Below are 18,602 nucleotides of genomic sequence, written 5' to 3'. Positions count from 1 at the left end.
CACCTCCGCACTTATTATTTGTGTAATTCATTATTTTTAAGGCATGTGTTTCATGCCTTTTTTATGCCTCCTTCCCTGATATAAAATTTATATATTTTCATCGTTGCTAAGATTGTTTTTACAACGCACTAGTATGATGTGTTCTTTTTAAGTAATTAAATAAGCACCTAATAAAGGTGCTTATTTAAAGACCGCTTGCCTTAATATTTACTTATCAAAACCGTAAATCATTTTATCGCACACAACCGGTGTCGGTCTGTGATCATCATCTACGGCTACAAAGGTAAAGCTGCCTGAAATAGCCGAGTGCTTATCATCTTTATGCATGGTTTCAATACAAATATCTACATCTACCTTTAAAGATGTATTGCCAACATGCACAACTTTAGCAATTAGTTCAGCAAAAGAACCAACCGGAATTGCTTCTTTGAAATCAACCCTATCCGATGAAATAGTCACTAGCGGCTTTCGGCAAAAACGAGTAGCGGCAATAAAAGCAACCTCGTCCATCCATGCTAATGCATCGCCACCAAATAAAGTATTGTGATGATTAGTGCGCCCAGGAAACACGGTTTTAGTAACCGAGGTTGTTGAGTCTTTAATACGCTTTGCAATAATTGCATCACGGTTTATGTCTGTCATAGTCTCTACTTTTTATTAGCAAGTTTATCTTGCATCAATAATGCTGGGTCTAAGCGCTCGCCTTCCCAGTTAAAACGCCAATCTAGGTGTGGGCCAGTTACGCGCCCAGTAGCACCTATTTCGGCAACTTTGTCACCTTGGGTTATTGTGTCGCCTACTTTTACATCTAACTTACTTAAATGAATATATGTGGAAGTAACACCATGGCCATGGTCAATAATGAGCGTACCACCAGAGTAGTATAAATCAGGCTCAGCAAACACAACGGTGCCACTAACAGGTGCATAGACAGGCGAACCCGTTTTATTGGCTATATCTAAACCAAAATGTGGGCGTCGCGGTTCGCCATTAAAATAACGTTGGCTACCATAAACACCCGAGATACGCCCTTGTGCAGGCTTTAAAACAGGATCTAAAAAATACTGTAAATCAGAATTAACCTCGCGGGCTTTTCGTACAGCTTGTGCCTCACGGCTAATACGTGCACTTACTTCTTTTGGCGGCGACACATACTTTTTAGCCACACCGGTAATTTTATCAATTTTATAATCACGTTTAGTGATCATTAAATCTTGCGTGTGTGATTTACCGTTATTATCTACCCACGTAAGGGCGTGTTTTGCTTTCGCGTCTCGGCCAAAGCCAAATACAAAATCACCATCCTGCGTTAACTTTAACGCTTTACCATTTAGCGATACCGACTTTACATTTTCAAGCTTGCCTGTCACTAAGCCGCCCTGCGTTAGGTGCCCTTTTAGCTCAAGCGCTAATGCACTAAAGCTAGTTGTGGTTACAAGCGCTGTTGCTAAAAGAGTTTTAAGCATAACTAATCGATCCTTTTCCTACGCCTTCATAAGCGGTAATTTTTACGTCTTTTTCTGGGTATTCTGCCTTAACTTGCTCTGCAAGGTGTTGAGCAATACATTCTACCGTTGTATCAACAGGTAAAATGTCACAGCGAGATTCGCTAATCGCCATTTCAAAGTAACCTTGTGCAGCAGTGTAAGCAAAACACACATCATCGTCTTTAGCGCTTATATGCTTTAATTCGCTTGCAGCAATTTTGTCTTCACGTGTGGCTAAGTAAATATCTTGCCATTTTTCTGCCCATTGCTTTTGTAAGCGCGGCATAGACATACCATCTAAACTAATACCAATTTGCGAGCGATGACCATGAATAATGCGTTGGCAGTTACCATCGTGCTTTTTAAGACCATGACTGTAGTGGTAATAAAAACTTTGGCTGTGCTCTGGTTTAAGCGACAACTCAATTTTTTCAATGTTTGCTGGCAGTTTTGGTAAAATAGTGTCGATTAAAAATTCAGTCACTGATTCAACGCTGATCTCGGCTGCATCTATCATGCAATAAGCTTGATGTGGTGCGCTCATAGCTAAATGGTGGTTATCGCCAAATGTGCAATCGAGCGTTTTATGCGAATCAAATTCTTGTACTGTGCCATTTATACCTTTAGCAATTGCTAGTTTGTGGTCTAAACAGTCGTCAATTATGCCTTTAATTTGCTTTTTAACTAAGCCAAAGTCTAGCACCATAGACTCTTCATTTAGCTTGCCATGCAACGTTAAGTCAACAATCCAGCTCTCGCCAACGGCGCCGCGTTTGTTACATAAGTAAGAAAAATCAATCACTGTTAGTGAGTTAACAAAAAGGATCATAAACTTCCTTTAAACTGGTTATAAGTCAGGGGTAATTATAATGATTTCTGATTGTAATTGCGCGGTTTTATAGTGCAAAAAGCAGTCGCCACTACTGATTGGCGATAAATCATGCAAAAAAGTGTTTTTTTCAACTGCTCCGAGTTGTTTAGCGTACAAGTGTACGCTAAAGTACTTGGCAATTTCTAAGCGAAGATAAGTGTTATGGAACCTAAAAATAGCTATACAAAAGAAGATTTGATCCTATGTGGTCAAGGTGAAATGTTTGGTGAAGGTAACTGCCGTTTACCAAGTGACAACATGTTAATGATGGACCGTATTACTTCAATCACTGCTGATGGCGGCGAGCATGGTAAAGGCCAAATAGTAGCTGAGCTTGATATTGACCCGAGCCTATGGTTTTTCGATTGCCATTTTAAAGGCGACCCTGTTATGCCAGGTTGTTTAGGCCTAGATGCTATGTGGCAACTCGTTGGGTTTTTCTTAGGCTGGTCTGGTGGCCCTGGTTTAGGACGAGCTTTAGGTGTGGGTGAAGTTAAATTTACCGGTCAAGTTTTACCTACAGCTAAAAAAGTAACGTACCGCCTTGATATGAAACGTGTAATCAAGCGTAAACTATTTATGGGTATGGCTGATGGCACAGTTGAAGTAGATGGCCGCGTAATTTACGAAGCAAAAGATTTAAAAGTGGGCTTATTTCAAGACACAAGCGCATTCTAAAATTAGTAATGAATGTATGCAAAAAGGCCTCTAGTTGGAGGCCTTTTTACGTTAATTCTTATCTGATGAATTAGGTTTTATACATGTTTCGGTTTTCAATTGCTTCACGCCAACCGCCTAACCATTCTGACTTAGGATCGATTTGCTGATAAGGGCATAGCTCTTTTGAGCGCCCGGCTAAACCTGCTTTAAAACCTTGAGAATGAGCTCTTTCTAAACGATCTCTTTTTTGTCTCTTCATCGGTAATATCCTCACCTTTTTTAATTATAAATTTTGTAGCATTAGTGAAATCTACATTTAATGAATAGTTAATAAAAATGTTAAATTCAAATAGCAAAGTTAATTAATTTGTTTGACATTAACTAACATGCTGATGCAAAAATAATTTAACATTAATAAAAACACAGTGGTCGTACCACTTCATTTCTTACTGCTTCTTTAATTTACAATACGGCTATCTAACCGCTTAAATGCACGTATGTGCTCATTATCCGACACACCTTTTTAAGCTAAGTTCCAAACAAAAATGTAATCATGACAATTTTATTGTATTTCATGTTTTGGTTAAAAACTGCTTTAGTGATTTATTTTTAAACAATGGGTATTTATGCTTGATTAATTAAAGTCGATCGGTCTAATATGGGTTAACACTAAAAAGACTAATTAGGGGGTTACTAATAATGAATACAGCTCACGCACCTGCACGACGCGGAAGACCCCCTAAAGTGCCTCGCGAAAACGCCGATACCAAAGCGCACCTTATTAGGGTTGGCCTAGAAACCTTAACTGAATTTGGTTTTAGCGCAACTGGCCTTGATACCATTTTAAAAAAGGCCGGCGTGCCAAAAGGGTCGTTTTATCATTACTTTAAAAGTAAAGAAGCGTTTGGTATTGCCTTAGTAAATGCCTACGACGACTATTTTATTACTAAGCTTAAAAAATACTTAACCGATAGCAGCACCCCGCCGCTTGAACGTTTAATACACTTTACGCAAAGTGCCATAATGGGCATGCAAAAATATCAGTACAAACGCGGTTGCTTAGTTGGTAATTTAAATCAAGAACTCAATCATTTAAGTGATGAATTTAAAACCCGCTTATTACAAAGTTATGTGGCATGGCAGCAGCAAGTTGAGCAATGTTTAACTGAAGCACAGCAGCAAGGCACGATTGCTAAAACTGTTGATACACAGCTTATGAGTGAATATTTTTGGATTGGCTGGGAAGGCGCTGTTATGCGCGCTAAACTAACCCAATCAAGTAAACCCCTTACGTTGTATACAGAAATGTTTTTACGCGCATTACTCACCTAATGCGCATTTTATTTAGCCATTAAAAACCGATCGGTCTAAAAGGATATGTTATGAGTAACTCAGTTAAAGCTATTGTAATTACAAAAGACGAAAACTACGCTGCAACACTCAGTGAAGTGCAGCAAAGTGACCTACCAGATCAAAACGTGCGTCTTGATGTACTTTACAGCACACTCAATTACAAAGATGGGCTAGCCATTACGGGTAAAGGCCCGGTTGTGCGCAGCTTTCCTATGGTGCCAGGTATCGATTTAGTTGGCACTGTAAATGAAACAAGTACGGATGAATTTGCAGTTGGCGATCATGTCATTTTAAATGGCTTTGGTGTGGGCGAAAAACACTGGGGCGGCCTTGCGCAAAAGGCATCACTTAATAGTGACTGGTTAATCCCCCTCCCTGGCGCACTATCGCCAAAACAAGCAATGCAAATTGGCACAGCTGGCTACACAGCAATGCTGAGTGTTATTGCCCTTGAAAAACAAGGTATCACTCCAAATCATGGCGAAATATTAGTAACGGGTGCAAATGGCGGTGTTGGCAGTTTTGCCATTTATTTATTAAATCAGCTGGGCTATAACGTAACCGCTGCAACGGGAAGAATGGAGCAAAGCGATTACTTAAAAGAGCTTGGTGCGTCACAAATTATTAGCCGCGATGAGCTTTCAAATCCTGGTAAACCACTTCAAAAAGAGCGCTTTGCTGGCGCTATAGATTCGGTAGGCAGCCACACCCTTGCTAATATTTGTGCATCGCTTAAATACGGTGGTGTGGTTACTGCGTGTGGTTTAGCCCAAGGCATGGATTTACCGGCATCAGTAGCGCCCTTTATTTTACGTGGTGTGTCTTTAATTGGTATAGACAGCGTTATGCGCCCTAAGGCAGACAGAATCGAAGCATGGGACAGACTAGCAAGCTTAGTAAAAGCCGATTACCTAGATAAAATTTCTACCGAAATTACACTTGAGCAAGTAATTGATAATGCCGTGCAACTTATGAAAGGTAAAATTCGCGGCCGCGTCGTTGTTAATTGCCAAAGTTAAGCAATTTTATCTATTAAAGCCTCGTTATTAAATTTATAATGGCATTTGTATTTTTATTAATGAGGCAACACCTATGAGCAACCAAGATCTTTACAGTAATAACCCACTGCAAGGCGTAAAATTAGAGCAAGTGGTTGAAGAACTGGTTGAGCAATATGGGTGGGAGCTACTGCACGCTTATTTGCAATTAAATTGTTTTAAAAACAACCCAGATATAAAATCGGCGGTTAAGTTTTTACGTAAAACGCAATGGGCACAAGAAAAGGTAGATAACTTTTACCTGTACCGCCTTAAAAACTTACCTAAACCCGACGATGTTCAGTACGAGCTACCGCCACGTGACAGAGTTATTCCTGCGGATCATAAACCAGGTGAGCCGTGCGAATTAAGCTTTAGCGATGCAAAACGCATCATGGAAAAAAAGGCCTCTAAGCAACGCGCCAGAGCACGAAAACAACGTTCTAACGCGAGTAACCCATGGGGTAACTAAGTTAACCTCAACTCTGGATAATAAATCTATCTCTAGCAGCTATTTTCAGCGCTAACAGCGTTGAATTTACTTGCAATAGGCTAGCTATTGACGCGTTAATCGCCTTGTTTTCACCTAAAACCGCTGGCTAGAGAATTAAGCTTAAATATCATCACGATAAAATATGTTGGTATATCTCATAACCAGAGTTCAGGTTAAGTTATATTTTTAAAGCCAATTTATATTGGCTTTTTTTAGCTCTGCCATTTTGGGGCTTAGTAACCTCGTTTACGCCAAAAATCATTTACAGAGCCTTGCTCTGCAAGCGCAACGTTAAATGTTTTATCGGCAATAATTTTGTTATTAAGGCTAAGTGTCATTCTCCAATCACCTAATTTATTTTCAATAGGCTCCCACAGAGTATCACCTAAATAAAATTGCCAGTCGTTCTCTTTAATGTATTCAATGCCTTCAAAGGGCGGCATTATTTCGCCATTACTGTCTGGTATATTGGGGTGATAAATACAAAAGTGGAGTTTTTCACCTTTGGCTTTTTTGATATTAATTATTAAGCCAAATTCAACATCAAGCTTAGCAATTACATTGGTTGTAAATTGCTCAATTTGTGGTAATGCTTTACTTTTACTATCCCATGTAGAATAAATCCCACAACTTTGAATCGACACCTCAGGTTTTGATTTTGCCATTGCACCATTCTTTATTTTGGGCTGTTAAAACACTGATTTTATAATACATAATGCTTAAGTAAAATCACCTAATTAACAAACATACTCAATGTTGATTTATTTTTGCACATTGCTTGCACATTTAAGATCAAATATAGCGTCAATTAGTACTTAATTGGCAATGTATGATGAGTCACTCACTATGTAATAAAACTAAACTATTAAAAATTGCGTTATTAAGTGCAGCAATTTCCTCTATTGTTGCATGTGGTAGTAATGAGCAAAGCCTAACAACCGCCTCTGATGAAATTACCAGTTCAAGCAGTGATACTTCAACAGCAACAAGTAGCAGCAGCTCTACCGAGCTAGTGCTATGTCAATACAGTTACAATGAATACAACGACTCTACATCAGTACAAACCACCAGCTCTGCTGATTGGGCATGTACAGGGACAACACGAGATGTAGTCGCTAATGGTATACCCGATCATAACGTAGGCACGTTTCCTAATCCCGATAATCCAAACACCATTTCTGAACAAACTGTGAGTGAGAGCTTTACGTTAACGCCTATACAAAGCGATACCGCAACCTTAATGGGCGGCCCACGCGGCGTGTTAGGCATAGTACTAAATGGCGTTAAAATTGATGCAGGTACCGGCGGCAGCTGTGATGATTCTGGCGATAATTGCTCGCTTGGCGATAATAGCGGCAACTGGAGTATTGAAGCACTAAGCCAAGATACCTTCAGTTTTGGTACTGATGATAACAACGCGCATGTACAGCCCGATGGCACCTATCATTACCATGGCATGCCAGAGGGATTTGTTGCCCTTAGAGGCGGCAATAGTTCAACAATGACCTTAATTGCATGGGCAGCTGACGGGTTTCCTATTTATGCGCGTTATGGCTACAGCACCGCTGATGATGCAAATTCGTCACTAAAAGTGATGGCAGGTAGCTACCAACATATTAGTACTGTAAGCGATAACCGCCCTTCTACCGATATTTATCCACTGGGTACTTTTGAACAAGATTGGGAATATGTAGCTGGCTCTGGCGATTTAGATGAATGCAACGGCCGTTTTGGCGTAACCCCTGAATTTCCTGAAGGCATATACCATTACTACGCAACCGATACTTATCCGTTTTTTCAACGCTGTGTTAAAGGCGAGCTGTAAATTTACTGATAGGGAAAGTAAGTATGATGAAATTACATAAAAAAGCACTGATTGCGCTAATTTTAGTAGCCAACATTGTTATAACACCGGTTGCTTATGCACATTTAATGGTTGCTCAACACGGAACATTAAATGTGATTGATAACCATGCCTTTATAGTGCTCTCGCTTCCTATTTCAGCATTTAATGACCTTGATGATGATTTAAATAAAAAAGTCTCTATAGATGAATTTAACGCCCATAAAAAGCAAATAAGCAAAACTATAAAGCGAGGGGTTTATTTAAACGATCACCATTATAAGTTTACTTTAGAGGGCTTATTATTAAATCCTGAAGTATCTCATGCGGATACTAATAACATTGAGCACATAACTATTACGGGCCGATATACACTGCCACTTATAAGTAAGCAGCTGAAATTAAACGTTAGGTTATTTAGTCAAAGTTCTGATTTAAATAAATACCACATTACCGCCACTAACAAGCAACAAAAAATGACTCATCAGTTTGCTTTAACACCGCGTACGCCCTTTAGCACAGTGTTTTAAACTAACAATTAAGTAGCCAAGGGCAGACTTACTATTAAGCTGCCCTTTTTTACTGGGCTAATAATTTAGGATTTTTAGGAAAGAAATTTTCTGGTTGTTTTTCGCAAAGCGAAAATTCGCGGGTGTTTTTATAAGGAAGCTTCATAAATCCCGCTACCCCTACATCAGTAATGTTAACTGCATACTGCATTAATTTATTAAGTAAGCGTTTAAACTCTGCTTCTTTGCTTTCATCAAGTAGGCGATAGTAATGGTGTATTTTAATTCGATCTGGCAGTGCTTCAAATATTATACAACCCGTGTGATGAATTTGGTTTAGCTCAAACACACATCTAATCACTTTTTTAGGAAGTTGCAGCTGCTCATCAGGGTCTTTACCGTCTTCAAAGTAAGAATGCGGACGTGCAATTTCGTTAGCCTTCATACTTACCACTTCGTACTCAAGCTCAGGGAGGTTATCAAACTTAAACGCCCCGGTTCCATCTCGCTCTAATTGAATAGTTTTACGCGCGTCAAATAAGCAACATTTAAATAAACCTTTTTGACTTATCGCTTGAGCCAGCATAACGGTATTATTTATAGCATCAGTAAAGGCTATTTTTAAACTTTCATCATGCATAATAAGCGATGACTCAACAAACAACAATTCATCTTTCCAATGAAAACTCAATCCACCCACTACCGGATACTTAGCTAAGCGACTAATAGAAGCCAAAAAGGCTTTTTCGGTATCGCCGGTATCAAACAAAAACTCTTTATAGTAGCGGTCTAATTGTGCATCGTTAACATCAAGCAAGTGCTGGTTATGATCGGCCTGTCGTAAAAACTGTTTGCGCGAGCTATATACTACGGTGTCGGGCTTATCACCTTTGCCAAACCAATACGGAATTGCAGGACGAGGCTCGTCTTTTTTAAGCTCAGGTAAATACGCCTTAGCCATTTTAGTAATGTTACGCATAAAGTAATCGCCAGCACCATCCCGTATGGTTTTATTTTTAGAAAGCATGCCATCAATTACATTAGCAAGCTCTTTAGGTAAGCCAAGTGAGCTTGCAGGAATAGCTTGCGCGCCAAAACGACACGATTGAGCAGAGGCAAGTGCATATAAAGTAGAAGCAACGCCTTGCTCATCAAAACGTGGAGATGATTGCTCCCCCGACATTTGCGCATCACCAATAAAATACACATCGCCCATTCTGGCATTAGTAGTGCTTAAATCGCCCGACATTAAATCCATAAAATTACTGGCTATAGGTTCGCCATTACTATCAACCTGTGCGTAAACAGAGCTTCCCCAATCAACTAAAGACAGCGCATCGCTTTGCTCATCCCACACCAAGTTAGAAGGTTTTATATCACCATGTACTATAGGTTGAGGGGTTAAACCGTTTTTATGATTACGCAGATCAATTAATACATTACGCAAGCGCACAGCTAAACGCATAATATGGGCAGCACTAAAGCGCCCTTTTTTTAGCGATACCTTTTCCAGATCTTCGCCAATGGCGCGTGCCATCATTAAAATGCCTTGCTTTTTTATTCGCTCAAAAGCATAAAAGGTTGGCACGAGCGGATTATCAATTTGCGAGAGCATATACGCTTCGTCTTCTAGGCGATCGCGCACACTTTGGGCAAGCGTAATACGCGAGAACTTAAACACCCAAGGTAAGGCGTTTTCGTCATTACCAGCAAACACAAACCCAAATGCGCCAGAGCCAATCATCTCTACATTTTTATACCCAAGGGCAGTCAGTTGTTTAATACAAATATTTAGCCATTGACGGTGTTTTTTGGCATCTCTATGTGAAAGCAAATAAACAGATTGCTCTTCGTTAATATAAAAGTTGCGAATTTCTTTGGCTTTCAATATAGGCTCTTTGTTTAATGTGTTTTTGTGAGGGCTAGATAGTTGATTATTAGCGTTATATAGGCAGATTACAATACTTACTAGGTCGTTTTATTCATAACTAAAAGGCGCGCTAGCTCCGCGTTTAAGATTAATCATTACACTGTGCTAACAATTGTTGCATCCAATGTCCTCGCCTCCCCGTATTTAATCTAGCAGCTTATTTTAAATAATAAATACATAGGGATTTTAGCAATGAAGAGATTAGCATTACTTACACTGAGCACTTTATATAGCACTTGCAGTTACGCGAATATAGAAACCATCACAGTTTATGGGCATAGAGATGGCTTAATTGGTAACTCAATTAGTGCGTCGAGCGGAATTATTGGCCAAGGAGAAATACAGCAACGCCCTATGCTCAGAAGTGCCGAAATGTTAGAGCTTATACCAGGTATGGCAGTCACTCAACACAGTGGCTCGGGTAAGGCTAATCAATATTTTATTAGAGGGTTTAATCTTGATCACGGTACTGATTTTGCCACCAGCATTGAGGGCATGCCTATAAATATGCGAAGCCATGGTCACGGCCAAGGTTACACAGATCTAAACTTTATTATTCCTGAAGCAATTTCAACAATAAATTACCAAAAAGGGTCATACAGTGCATCACAAGGTGACTTTTCAAGCGCAGGTAGTGCACAGTTTAAATTAGCTGACGATTTAAAACATCAACAAATAGAGCTCGCCATAGGAGAGGATAATTATAAGCGTGCTGTAGTACTTGGCTCTACAAACCTTACAACAGGAAAACTAATTGCAGCCGCAGAATGGCAAGGTTACGACGGCCCATGGGATAAAATAAACGAAGACGTCAATAAAAAAAATGCCTTATTACGCTATGTAGGTAAAGCCTTTAATGGCGACCTATCAATAAGTGCAATGGCTTACGACAATGCATGGAACTCAGCAGATCAAATTCCTCAGCGGGCTGTAACCCAAGGTATAATAAATCAATTAGGCTCACTAGATACCACCCTTGGTGGCAGCTCTAGCCGTTATAGTTTATCAACTAACTGGCAAAGTGAGCATGTTAAAGCCAGCGCTTATATCATTAATTACGATTTAAATCTGTATTCTAATTTTAGTTACTTTTTAAATGATCCAATTAATGGCGATCAGTTTAATCAGCAAGATAACCGCACTATTTATGGCACTAATTTAAGCTATCAGTTCGACACTCAAACACTAGCTATAAACATGCAACATACTGCAGGGATTGAGCTTCGCCACGATGACATAGATAACGTAGGGCTTTATAATACAAAAGCAAGAAAGCAACTTAATACGGTAAGACAAGACGCACTAAAGCAAACTAGTTACTCAAGCTTTTGGGAGTCTAAATTTTTACTTACCCCAAAATTAGAGGCCACCGCTGGTGTAAGGTATGACTATTTTAATTCAAACGTAACCAGTACTGCTAATGCCAATTCAGGTAAAGCGAGCGATGACTTAGTTAGTTTAAAAGCAAGTTTAAATTACCGCTTCAATAGTGTACTTGCTACCTATGCAAATTGGGGGCAATCATTTCACTCTAACGATGCGCGTGGTTCTACAATAAGTATCGACCCAATTACAGGTGAGCCTGCAAATAAAGTCGACCTATTAGTAAAAAGTGAAGGCGCTGAAATTGGATTAAGATTTGCTGATGAGCAAAAGTTTAATATATCGGCTGCACTTTGGTGGTTATCCCTCGACTCAGAGCTATTGTTTGTAGGAGACGCAGGCAATACAGAGCCTAGTGACGCGTCTAAGCGTTACGGATTAGAAATGAGCGCTTATTACTGGATAAACGACAAGTTTAGTATTGATTTAGAAACCTCGTTTACACATTCTCGCTTAGATATTAATGATGAAAATAACTACATAGAAGGTGCTGTGCCGGTAGTAGCAAGTACAGGCTTAAACTGGCATATAAGTGAACAATGGCAGTCATCAATTAGAGTACGTCATATTGGTAAACGTACATTAACTGATGACGGTGATAAACGATCAAACCCATTAACAGTAGTTAATAGTGCTCTTAGCTATAAACAAACTCACTGGAAAGTAGACCTAGAACTACTAAATTTATTTGATAGTACCGATCACGATATAGATTACTACTACGCTTCGCGCCTACCGGGTGAGCCTGCACAAGGTGTTGAAGATAATCACTTTCATCCTATTGAACCTCGTACAGCCCGCTTAACTATTAGCTTATTATTTTAATCAAACACAATCACTGTATATAAACACAGCACACATATAAAAGCGCACCTTAATACTTTTTTTAAGGTGCATTTCGCTGAGAAGGCGAAGTTTTAAAGCTTTTTAACATAGCGTGGGGATCGACGTTTTGACTATGTTGGCTGCTCGCCTGTGCCCACCACATAAGTTGGCTAAAAGTACGCGAATAATAATTAAACCACGATTTTTCTTCTTCACCCTCTTGCATTGAACCATCGCTATTTAGTACCTCTTGCGCCTTAGGTACATGCACCATTGCAGAGACTGGCAAGCAGCCGAGTTCTGATAAAAAGGTACGCAAACTAATTGCCGCACGTAGCCCTCCCCATTGCCCTGCCGAATAGGTGACAATAGCGCTTGGCTTATAGGAAAATAACGAGCTGCCAAAGTGACTTAATAAATCAGCTAATGCAGGGCTCATACTATGATTGTACTCTGGGCTTATCATAATATAGCCATCGGCTTGGCTGATTTTATCTGCTAAGGCTGTTAAATTAGAAGGTGCTTGGCTTTTTGCATAAGCAAAATGCGGCTTAAATACATCTTCAGAAGGAAAGTCGAGCGCGTCTATAAGTTCAAATTCGTGCTCGCTGTAGCGCTCGTTTAAACATTTAAGGCATGACTTAGCCACTCGCTCTCCTAATCGCGCTGGCTTAGGGGGAGTGCTATCTCTAACGGTGCCTAAAAAAACTAAAAATTTCATGAAAGACTCCTTCATTGAGTGTTGTACCCACTATACCTTAAACTTAAAACATATTAAAAATGCGAGGCTTATATTTGTTTTCACAAATTTTTGCCATAAAAGCAAAAATTAATATGGGAGGCCTATATCATTTACATTTTAATGTTAACGCCAAGCCGACTTTTAATTAAATTGATAACTAACGCCAAGCCCTGCCCAAAATAAGGATCGCAAATTCTCATCACCGCTGTATTGAGCAGCATCTTTATTTATTGCAACGCTGTAACTGGCATAGCCAGATAACATAACATTATCTAATAGCTGATAAGATAAATTAGCAGCTAGCTTTACGTTGTTTAGGCCATTGTGCCCATCGCTTACATAACCGCTATTAAAGCCAGCCGTAGTTTGCAGCTCCAATAGCATTAAATCATTAAATGCATACTCTTTTTTAATTGCCAGATCTATAAAAGAGCCACTAAGTGATAACGAATGGTAAATACTTGCTAATACATGAAAATCTTGTGAATAAGCATAATTTATATCTAGGCTAAGCTCATTATCTGTAGAATTTACACCTTCCTCGCGTGCTTTTATATGGGTGTAACCTGCATACAAAGTAACCTGCTCTGCAAGTTGAGCTGTATAAATAGCATTTAAATTTAGCTCATCGTAATCAGTATCAGTGCCTGTTGCTAACCACGGAATAAACGTAAAAGCATTGTAATTTATTTCGCTCGCTATAGATGCTAAGGCGCTATTAGGCAAATTATCCCGCCCTTCTGTTACATAATGGCTTTCCCATAAGGGATGTATATGAATATTTAACTTTTCATCAGCGTAATCGGTACTTGCAACGCTTTTTATATTACCGCCTACACCTACCTCAAGCTCTTGTAGCGATTCATTTGCAACGCTTTTACTCGGCACTAAAGCAAGCGTCATAACGCTGATTAATTGAAATATTTTTAGGTAAGTATTCATTAATAGGTCCAACACCAAAAAGTTGCGCATAATAGTGCTATATAACGACGCTTAGCAATAAAAAGATGCCTTTTTGAACAATTTATTTTAAAAATAGCGCATCTCTTTAAAATAGCTAAGTATCTTGCTCATTTTGCAATCTATAAGGTAGGATAAAAAAGAAACCTACAACGCACATGACTGATTTATAAATATAACTAGCGCATATTGTGTGATTAACAAGCAGGTAAACGCTTGGCTCTTTAATTCTATATATAAGTTGGTATCCTACGCGGCTTTTTAATAACCATATTAAAAATAATTACCCAGAGTTTAAGGTTAATTAGCCAAGGTGGGACACTCGCTGCATGGCACATAATGTGGCAGCAATCTAGGTTCAACGTAATAAAACGTTGTTCTAAATTTAAAAGTAAATATTAAGGTAACAGTATGCGATTTGGCCCAGGATTACTTGTAACAGCTGCATTTATTGGCCCCGGAACAATCACCACGGCAAGTGTTGCCGGTGCAAACTTTGGATTTGCATTAATTTGGACATTACTCTTTTCGGTTATTGCCACTATTTTGCTGCAGTCTATGGCTGCTCGATTAGGCGTAGCAACAGGGCAAGATTTAGCACAAGCGTTACGTGCAAACATTAAAACCCCTTATCTTAAAGCGCTTGCTAGCTTTTTAGTAATAAGTGCAATTGGTGTAGGCAGTGCTGCATATGAAGCCGGAAACCTCAGTGGTGCAAGCATGGGGCTAGTTGGTATTTTTCCTGGGATAAGCGCACAAATATGGACGCCGCTAATTGCTGTGTGTAGTGCCATTCTTTTATACAGTGGTAAGCACAAAGTGGTAGAAAACGCATTAATACTGCTGGTGATCCTCATGAGTCTGGTATTTATATCTACTCTAATTATGGCTGCGCCACCAATGGCTAAGGTACTCGCTGGGTTTATACCTACAATGCCAAGTGGCTCAATTACTACGGTATTGGCCCTCATTGGCACAACCATTGTGCCGTATAACTTATTTTTGCACTCAGGTGTTTTAGCAGCGCAAGATCATTCTAAAAGTGATAAAGACACTGTTATTAAACAAACGAACCTCGATACTGGTTTATCAATTACATTAGGTGGGGTGATCACCCTTGCCATTTTATCAACCGCATCTGTTGCCTTTTATGGCACCGAAGCCGGAAAAATTAGTGCAGCAAACATGGCCGTGCAACTTGAGCCATTACTTGGCGAAGCAGCGCATTACTTTTTTGCTATTGGTTTATTTGCCGCTGGGTTAACCAGTGCAATAACAGCTCCATTAGCTGGTGCGTATGCGGTTTGTGGTATGCTTGGCTGGTCTAGCGAAATGAGTAATACCCGTTTTAAAGCTGTAGCTATCACTATTTTAGCCTTTGGTGCATTTGTAGCATCATTGGGGCTTGACCCTGTTGCGGTAATTATATTTGCACAAGCTGCAAATGGGTTGCTGCTACCCATAATTACCGCGTATTTAGTGTGGTTAGTTAACCAAAAATCGGTGATGGGAAAATACACTAACTCAACGGTTTTAAATGTAGTTATTTTACCCGTGTTACTCCTTATATTTTCGTTAAGTTGTTACAAGCTATCAGGCTTGATTTTTTAAAACCAATTAACGTTTAACCATGGGCATGCCTATGGTTAAACATGCAACCTTCGCTGCCTTGGCTGCTTTCAACTTGAATGGTGGCGTGTTCAATGTCAAAGTGGTCATGTAAATGGTGCTGTACTTCAATTAAAAAGTCGTTATTTAATGCGTTGTTGTCAGTTACTAAGTGAACAATAAGCGCAGACTCAGTGGTACTTAGTGGCCACACATGTAGCCCATGCACATCAGTTATATGCTCAATGCTTAAAAAATACTGCTTTAGTTTTTCTATACTAATGTTTTTGGGTACCGCGTCTGTGGCGTAATTGAGCGAGTCTTTAAATAATCCCCATGTGCCAATAAACACAATCACAACAATACTCAAACTTACAACAGGGTCTACCCACTGCCAATTTTTAAATAAAATAACAACGCCAGCAATTACCACACCCAAAGACACTGCTGCATCTGCCGCCATGTGTAAAAAAGCACCTCTAATATTTAAATCGTGCTTTTGCCCTTGCACAAACAACAACGCAGTTAATGTGTTAATTACTACACCAATAAGCGAAACCACTATAACCGTCATGCCTGTAACCGGCTGAGGGTTTTCAAAACGCTCAATGGCATGCCAGGCTATGCTAGCAAGTGCAGCCATAAGTAAAACAGAGCTCGCTAAAGACGCTAGTACCGTTGATTTTTTATAGCCAAAGGTACGCTTATCGGTAGCTGCTTTACTTGCCAAAACATTTGCTCCCCATGCAAGTAATAAACTAACCACGTCACTTAGGTTATGCCCTGCATCGGCTAAAAGCGCGAGGGAGTTGGCAAAAAATCCATACCCTGCTTCTATCGCTACAAAGATAAGATTAAGTAAAACCCCTATAGCAAACGCACGATTATAGTGACTAATATGATGGCTGTGATCGTGACTCATAATACTCCTTAAGTTTATTGCTTTCGCTGACGTAAATATTCAAGCGTACCCAATAAATAAAACAGCCCATAAATACCGCAAACAGTTGAGCTCACAATCCAAAATTCTATTGAGTTATGATGAATGGCCTGGCTGGTAGTTAAAAAAGGAATGGTTAAACCTGCAATACCGCGCACTAAATAAACACCTGTTATTAATACCAAAGCAGTTTTTAATAAAGGGAGCTTTAAAATAACGCGCGCGCCAGAGAGCGCATACATGCCCCAAATAGCAAGTATGGCTGATATAATTAAAGTAACAAAGGTAGGATAGATACTGCCCTGCTCAGCCAACTGCGCCATGTGTTCACCAGCACCAAAAAAGCGATACCAATCAGGGCCGCCAAAAATACAGGCAATATGTAAAAGTGACGCTATAAAGCTCAAAGTGCCTGCAATGACTAAAAATTTATTTTGTTTCATAGGCGTTGTATATTTTATTGGCTTAGGTAAGCAACAAAACCAATTAACGCTGCGTAAAAGCTAAAACCAAGCAAACATATTAGGTAAACGTTTTTAGCTTTATTTGCCTTAAAGCTCACGTAATCTTTAATATCAGCTTTAAACTTACCAAAGGTGAATACATTTAAAATTGCGCAGCCGGTAGAATACAAAATGAACCCAAAAATGGTATCTATCATCAGCCACATAACAATATCTAAAGCAATGCTCATAACACTCATCCATTAAGTAATGTAAAAATAGCGTATCAAATTCAAAGTTGATTATCAGCGTATTTATAGCCTTAAGGTGTAACAATAAATTTCGTAAGCCCTATAAGTTGCCCCGACTCGGTTACCACCTTTACCTGCCATTTGCCTTGAGCGTCATGCGGAAAATTTACTTTATGCGTCCATGCTCTGTAGCCTTGTTTTCGCCCGCCATTAATACTGAGCGTAATTCTGTCGACCTCTTTTTTATTGTGTATCCATACATGAAATATTTTTTCGTTTAAACCTCTTGGCGCTTTTACAGCAGTCCATGTGTATAACCCTTCATGATGAAGTGTATATAAATCAAGAGTATCTATACTTCCTAGTGGTTTTTTATGCTCAACATCTACTTTGTGTGCCAAGGTAATATCGGTTAAACGCAGGGCTGCTGGCGGTACAAAGCTGCGAAGCTGCCAAACCCCGGCGCTTATTGAACACAACATTAAAACTAAAATAGGGAAACGCCACCAGCGCGCATCAGGCATTAAGTTTGTTAAGCTTGGTAAAGTAATAAGCACTGAGGTTATAAGTGCAATGGCTAAGCTTTGACTCGTAGTTAGGTTTAATAAAATAGGTAACGTAACAAGCAAAACCACAAACAATGCAAAGTTATGAAACACGGTAAATAGCGTGCGGTTTTTAGCTAACTTTTTATAATAAAATGGATCTATTACCGATATTAAGGCACATAAAATAATCAGCGAAGTAAATAATGCTTGTGGGTGATCCCACTGAGTAACCGCTAAAAAAAACGGTAACGCAAAAAATAGGCTTTCTTGCTGCACCATTTGCAGTGCAAAGCGTATTACATTGGGAGATACAGCTAGCCCAAAGCGCTCTTGAACTTTATCGCGTAGCCAGTTATCAATAATCAACCAAAACCAGCTCACCAGTAAAACAATGGCAATAACCTGTGAGAACGACTCTTTTCTCTCAACCATTACATAGCTTGCAACACCTGAGCAAAATGCCAATACTGCCAATAGCCCTGGCCTTTTTTGCATTGCCACTATAAATTGTGTAATGAGATTTTTTAGTTTGTTCATTTATTTGAACGTCCGTGCATAATGTACTTTATTATTATCAAGTTAGTTAAATCAGTGTAACTAAGCGTAGATGAACAACACATAGATGCCTGCAGGTATTATTATTAGTTGTTGCATTAAAAACAAACCCCTTATAACCGCTTTTTTAATAAAAAAAAGCCTATAACGCACCGTAAAATTAC

General features: G+C 39.4%; 20 protein-coding genes. 8 read left to right on the top strand and 12 right to left on the bottom strand.

Features of this window, described 5'->3' with window-relative positions:
• Positions 1-207: 207 nt before the first annotated feature.
• From QUE46_RS08150 to QUE46_RS08140, 3 genes are read right to left on the bottom strand one after another with little or no spacing between them, the layout of a single operon-like run.
• The gene (locus tag QUE46_RS08150) at positions 208-642 is read right to left on the bottom strand and encodes an acyl-CoA thioesterase (protein ID WP_286247555.1); all 435 of its coding nucleotides are present in this window, start codon (positions 640-642) and stop codon (positions 208-210) included.
• 5 nt (positions 643-647) lie between these two features.
• Entirely contained in the window at positions 648-1,466 is an 819-nt protein-coding gene (locus QUE46_RS08145) for a M23 family metallopeptidase (protein ID WP_286247554.1), read from the bottom strand.
• On the bottom strand, positions 1,459-2,316 hold the full coding sequence (locus QUE46_RS08140; RefSeq protein WP_286247553.1) for a 6-carboxytetrahydropterin synthase: 858 nt from the start codon (positions 2,314-2,316) through the stop codon (positions 1,459-1,461). The genes QUE46_RS08145 and QUE46_RS08140 overlap by 8 nt, the downstream gene beginning before the upstream one ends.
• A gap of 204 nt (positions 2,317-2,520) precedes the next feature.
• On the opposite strand from QUE46_RS08140, the gene fabA reads away from it, so the two are divergent.
• Positions 2,521-3,036: a bifunctional 3-hydroxydecanoyl-ACP dehydratase/trans-2-decenoyl-ACP isomerase gene (gene fabA, locus QUE46_RS08135; RefSeq protein WP_286247551.1), complete on the top strand. Its 516-nt coding sequence runs from the start codon at positions 2,521-2,523 to the stop codon at positions 3,034-3,036.
• 70 nt (positions 3,037-3,106) lie between these two features.
• Here fabA and rmf read toward each other — a convergent pair whose 3' ends face one another.
• Positions 3,107-3,277: a ribosome modulation factor gene (rmf, locus tag QUE46_RS08130; protein WP_004586522.1), complete on the bottom strand. Its 171-nt coding sequence runs from the start codon at positions 3,275-3,277 to the stop codon at positions 3,107-3,109.
• A 440-nt stretch (positions 3,278-3,717) separates the two neighbouring features.
• Here rmf and QUE46_RS08125 point away from each other — a divergent pair, with 440 nt between their 5' ends.
• The 3 genes from QUE46_RS08125 to QUE46_RS08115 all read left to right on the top strand — a co-directional run bounded on the left by QUE46_RS08125 (position 3,718) and on the right by QUE46_RS08115 (position 5,880).
• Positions 3,718-4,350 carry a TetR/AcrR family transcriptional regulator gene (locus QUE46_RS08125; protein ID WP_286247548.1) on the top strand — a complete coding sequence of 211 codons (633 nt, stop codon included), beginning with the start codon at positions 3,718-3,720 and terminating at the stop codon, positions 4,348-4,350.
• 50 nt (positions 4,351-4,400) lie between these two features.
• Positions 4,401-5,390, top strand: a complete 990-nt coding sequence (locus QUE46_RS08120) for an MDR family oxidoreductase (RefSeq protein WP_286247547.1) — start codon at positions 4,401-4,403, stop codon at positions 5,388-5,390.
• A 73-nt stretch (positions 5,391-5,463) separates the two neighbouring features.
• The gene (locus tag QUE46_RS08115) at positions 5,464-5,880 is read left to right on the top strand and encodes a VF530 family protein (protein WP_286247546.1); all 417 of its coding nucleotides are present in this window, start codon (positions 5,464-5,466) and stop codon (positions 5,878-5,880) included.
• Positions 5,881-6,134: 254 nt separating this feature from the next.
• Here the strand turns inward: QUE46_RS08115 and QUE46_RS08110 are convergent, their stop codons facing one another.
• Entirely contained in the window at positions 6,135-6,566 is a 432-nt protein-coding gene (locus QUE46_RS08110; RefSeq protein WP_286247545.1) for a DUF3859 domain-containing protein, read from the bottom strand.
• A 164-nt stretch (positions 6,567-6,730) separates the two neighbouring features.
• Between QUE46_RS08110 and QUE46_RS08105 the strand changes: the two genes are divergently transcribed.
• Positions 6,731-7,726, top strand: a complete 996-nt coding sequence (locus QUE46_RS08105) for a YHYH protein (protein ID WP_286247544.1) — start codon at positions 6,731-6,733, stop codon at positions 7,724-7,726.
• Positions 7,727-7,749: 23 nt separating this feature from the next.
• Positions 7,750-8,274 (top strand): hypothetical protein, encoded by a 525-nt coding sequence (locus tag QUE46_RS08100; RefSeq protein WP_286247543.1) that lies wholly within the window; start codon positions 7,750-7,752, stop codon positions 8,272-8,274.
• 49 nt (positions 8,275-8,323) lie between these two features.
• Here QUE46_RS08100 and QUE46_RS08095 read toward each other — a convergent pair whose 3' ends face one another.
• Positions 8,324-10,141 carry a serine/threonine protein kinase gene (locus QUE46_RS08095; RefSeq protein WP_286247542.1) on the bottom strand — a complete coding sequence of 606 codons (1,818 nt, stop codon included), beginning with the start codon at positions 10,139-10,141 and terminating at the stop codon, positions 8,324-8,326.
• Between the two features lie 234 nt (positions 10,142-10,375).
• On the opposite strand from QUE46_RS08095, the gene QUE46_RS08090 reads away from it, so the two are divergent.
• Positions 10,376-12,391: a TonB-dependent receptor gene (locus QUE46_RS08090; RefSeq protein WP_286247541.1), complete on the top strand. Its 2,016-nt coding sequence runs from the start codon at positions 10,376-10,378 to the stop codon at positions 12,389-12,391.
• Positions 12,392-12,452: 61 nt separating this feature from the next.
• Here the strand turns inward: QUE46_RS08090 and QUE46_RS08085 are convergent, their stop codons facing one another.
• Both QUE46_RS08085 and QUE46_RS08080 read right to left on the bottom strand, forming a co-directional pair.
• Positions 12,453-13,112, bottom strand: a complete 660-nt coding sequence (locus QUE46_RS08085; RefSeq protein ID WP_286247539.1) for an NADPH-dependent FMN reductase — start codon at positions 13,110-13,112, stop codon at positions 12,453-12,455.
• A 162-nt stretch (positions 13,113-13,274) separates the two neighbouring features.
• The gene (locus QUE46_RS08080; protein ID WP_286247538.1) at positions 13,275-14,075 is read right to left on the bottom strand and encodes a hypothetical protein; all 801 of its coding nucleotides are present in this window, start codon (positions 14,073-14,075) and stop codon (positions 13,275-13,277) included.
• 429 nt (positions 14,076-14,504) lie between these two features.
• On the opposite strand from QUE46_RS08080, the gene QUE46_RS08075 reads away from it, so the two are divergent.
• The gene (locus QUE46_RS08075) at positions 14,505-15,704 is read left to right on the top strand and encodes an Nramp family divalent metal transporter (RefSeq protein WP_286247536.1); all 1,200 of its coding nucleotides are present in this window, start codon (positions 14,505-14,507) and stop codon (positions 15,702-15,704) included.
• Positions 15,705-15,717: 13 nt separating this feature from the next.
• Here the strand turns inward: QUE46_RS08075 and QUE46_RS08070 are convergent, their stop codons facing one another.
• From QUE46_RS08070 to QUE46_RS08055, 4 genes are all read right to left on the bottom strand, one after another.
• Positions 15,718-16,623, bottom strand: a complete 906-nt coding sequence (locus QUE46_RS08070; RefSeq protein ID WP_286247534.1) for a cation diffusion facilitator family transporter — start codon at positions 16,621-16,623, stop codon at positions 15,718-15,720.
• Positions 16,624-16,637: 14 nt separating this feature from the next.
• On the bottom strand, positions 16,638-17,084 hold the full coding sequence (locus QUE46_RS08065) for a hypothetical protein (protein WP_286247533.1): 447 nt from the start codon (positions 17,082-17,084) through the stop codon (positions 16,638-16,640).
• 14 nt (positions 17,085-17,098) lie between these two features.
• Positions 17,099-17,335, bottom strand: coding sequence for a hypothetical protein (locus tag QUE46_RS08060; protein ID WP_286247531.1), 237 nt, complete (start codon positions 17,333-17,335; stop codon positions 17,099-17,101).
• Between the two features lie 71 nt (positions 17,336-17,406).
• Entirely contained in the window at positions 17,407-18,420 is a 1,014-nt protein-coding gene (locus QUE46_RS08055; RefSeq protein ID WP_286247529.1) for a DUF5924 family protein, read from the bottom strand.
• Positions 18,421-18,602: the final 182 nt, after the last annotated feature.

It is taken from the genome of Pseudoalteromonas sp. MM1 (assembly GCF_030296835.1).
In the GTDB taxonomy this organism is placed as follows: Bacteria; Pseudomonadota; Gammaproteobacteria; order Enterobacterales; family Alteromonadaceae; genus Pseudoalteromonas.
Note: the sequence above shows the minus strand (reverse complement) of the source record. Positions and strands in the feature narration are given on the sequence as shown.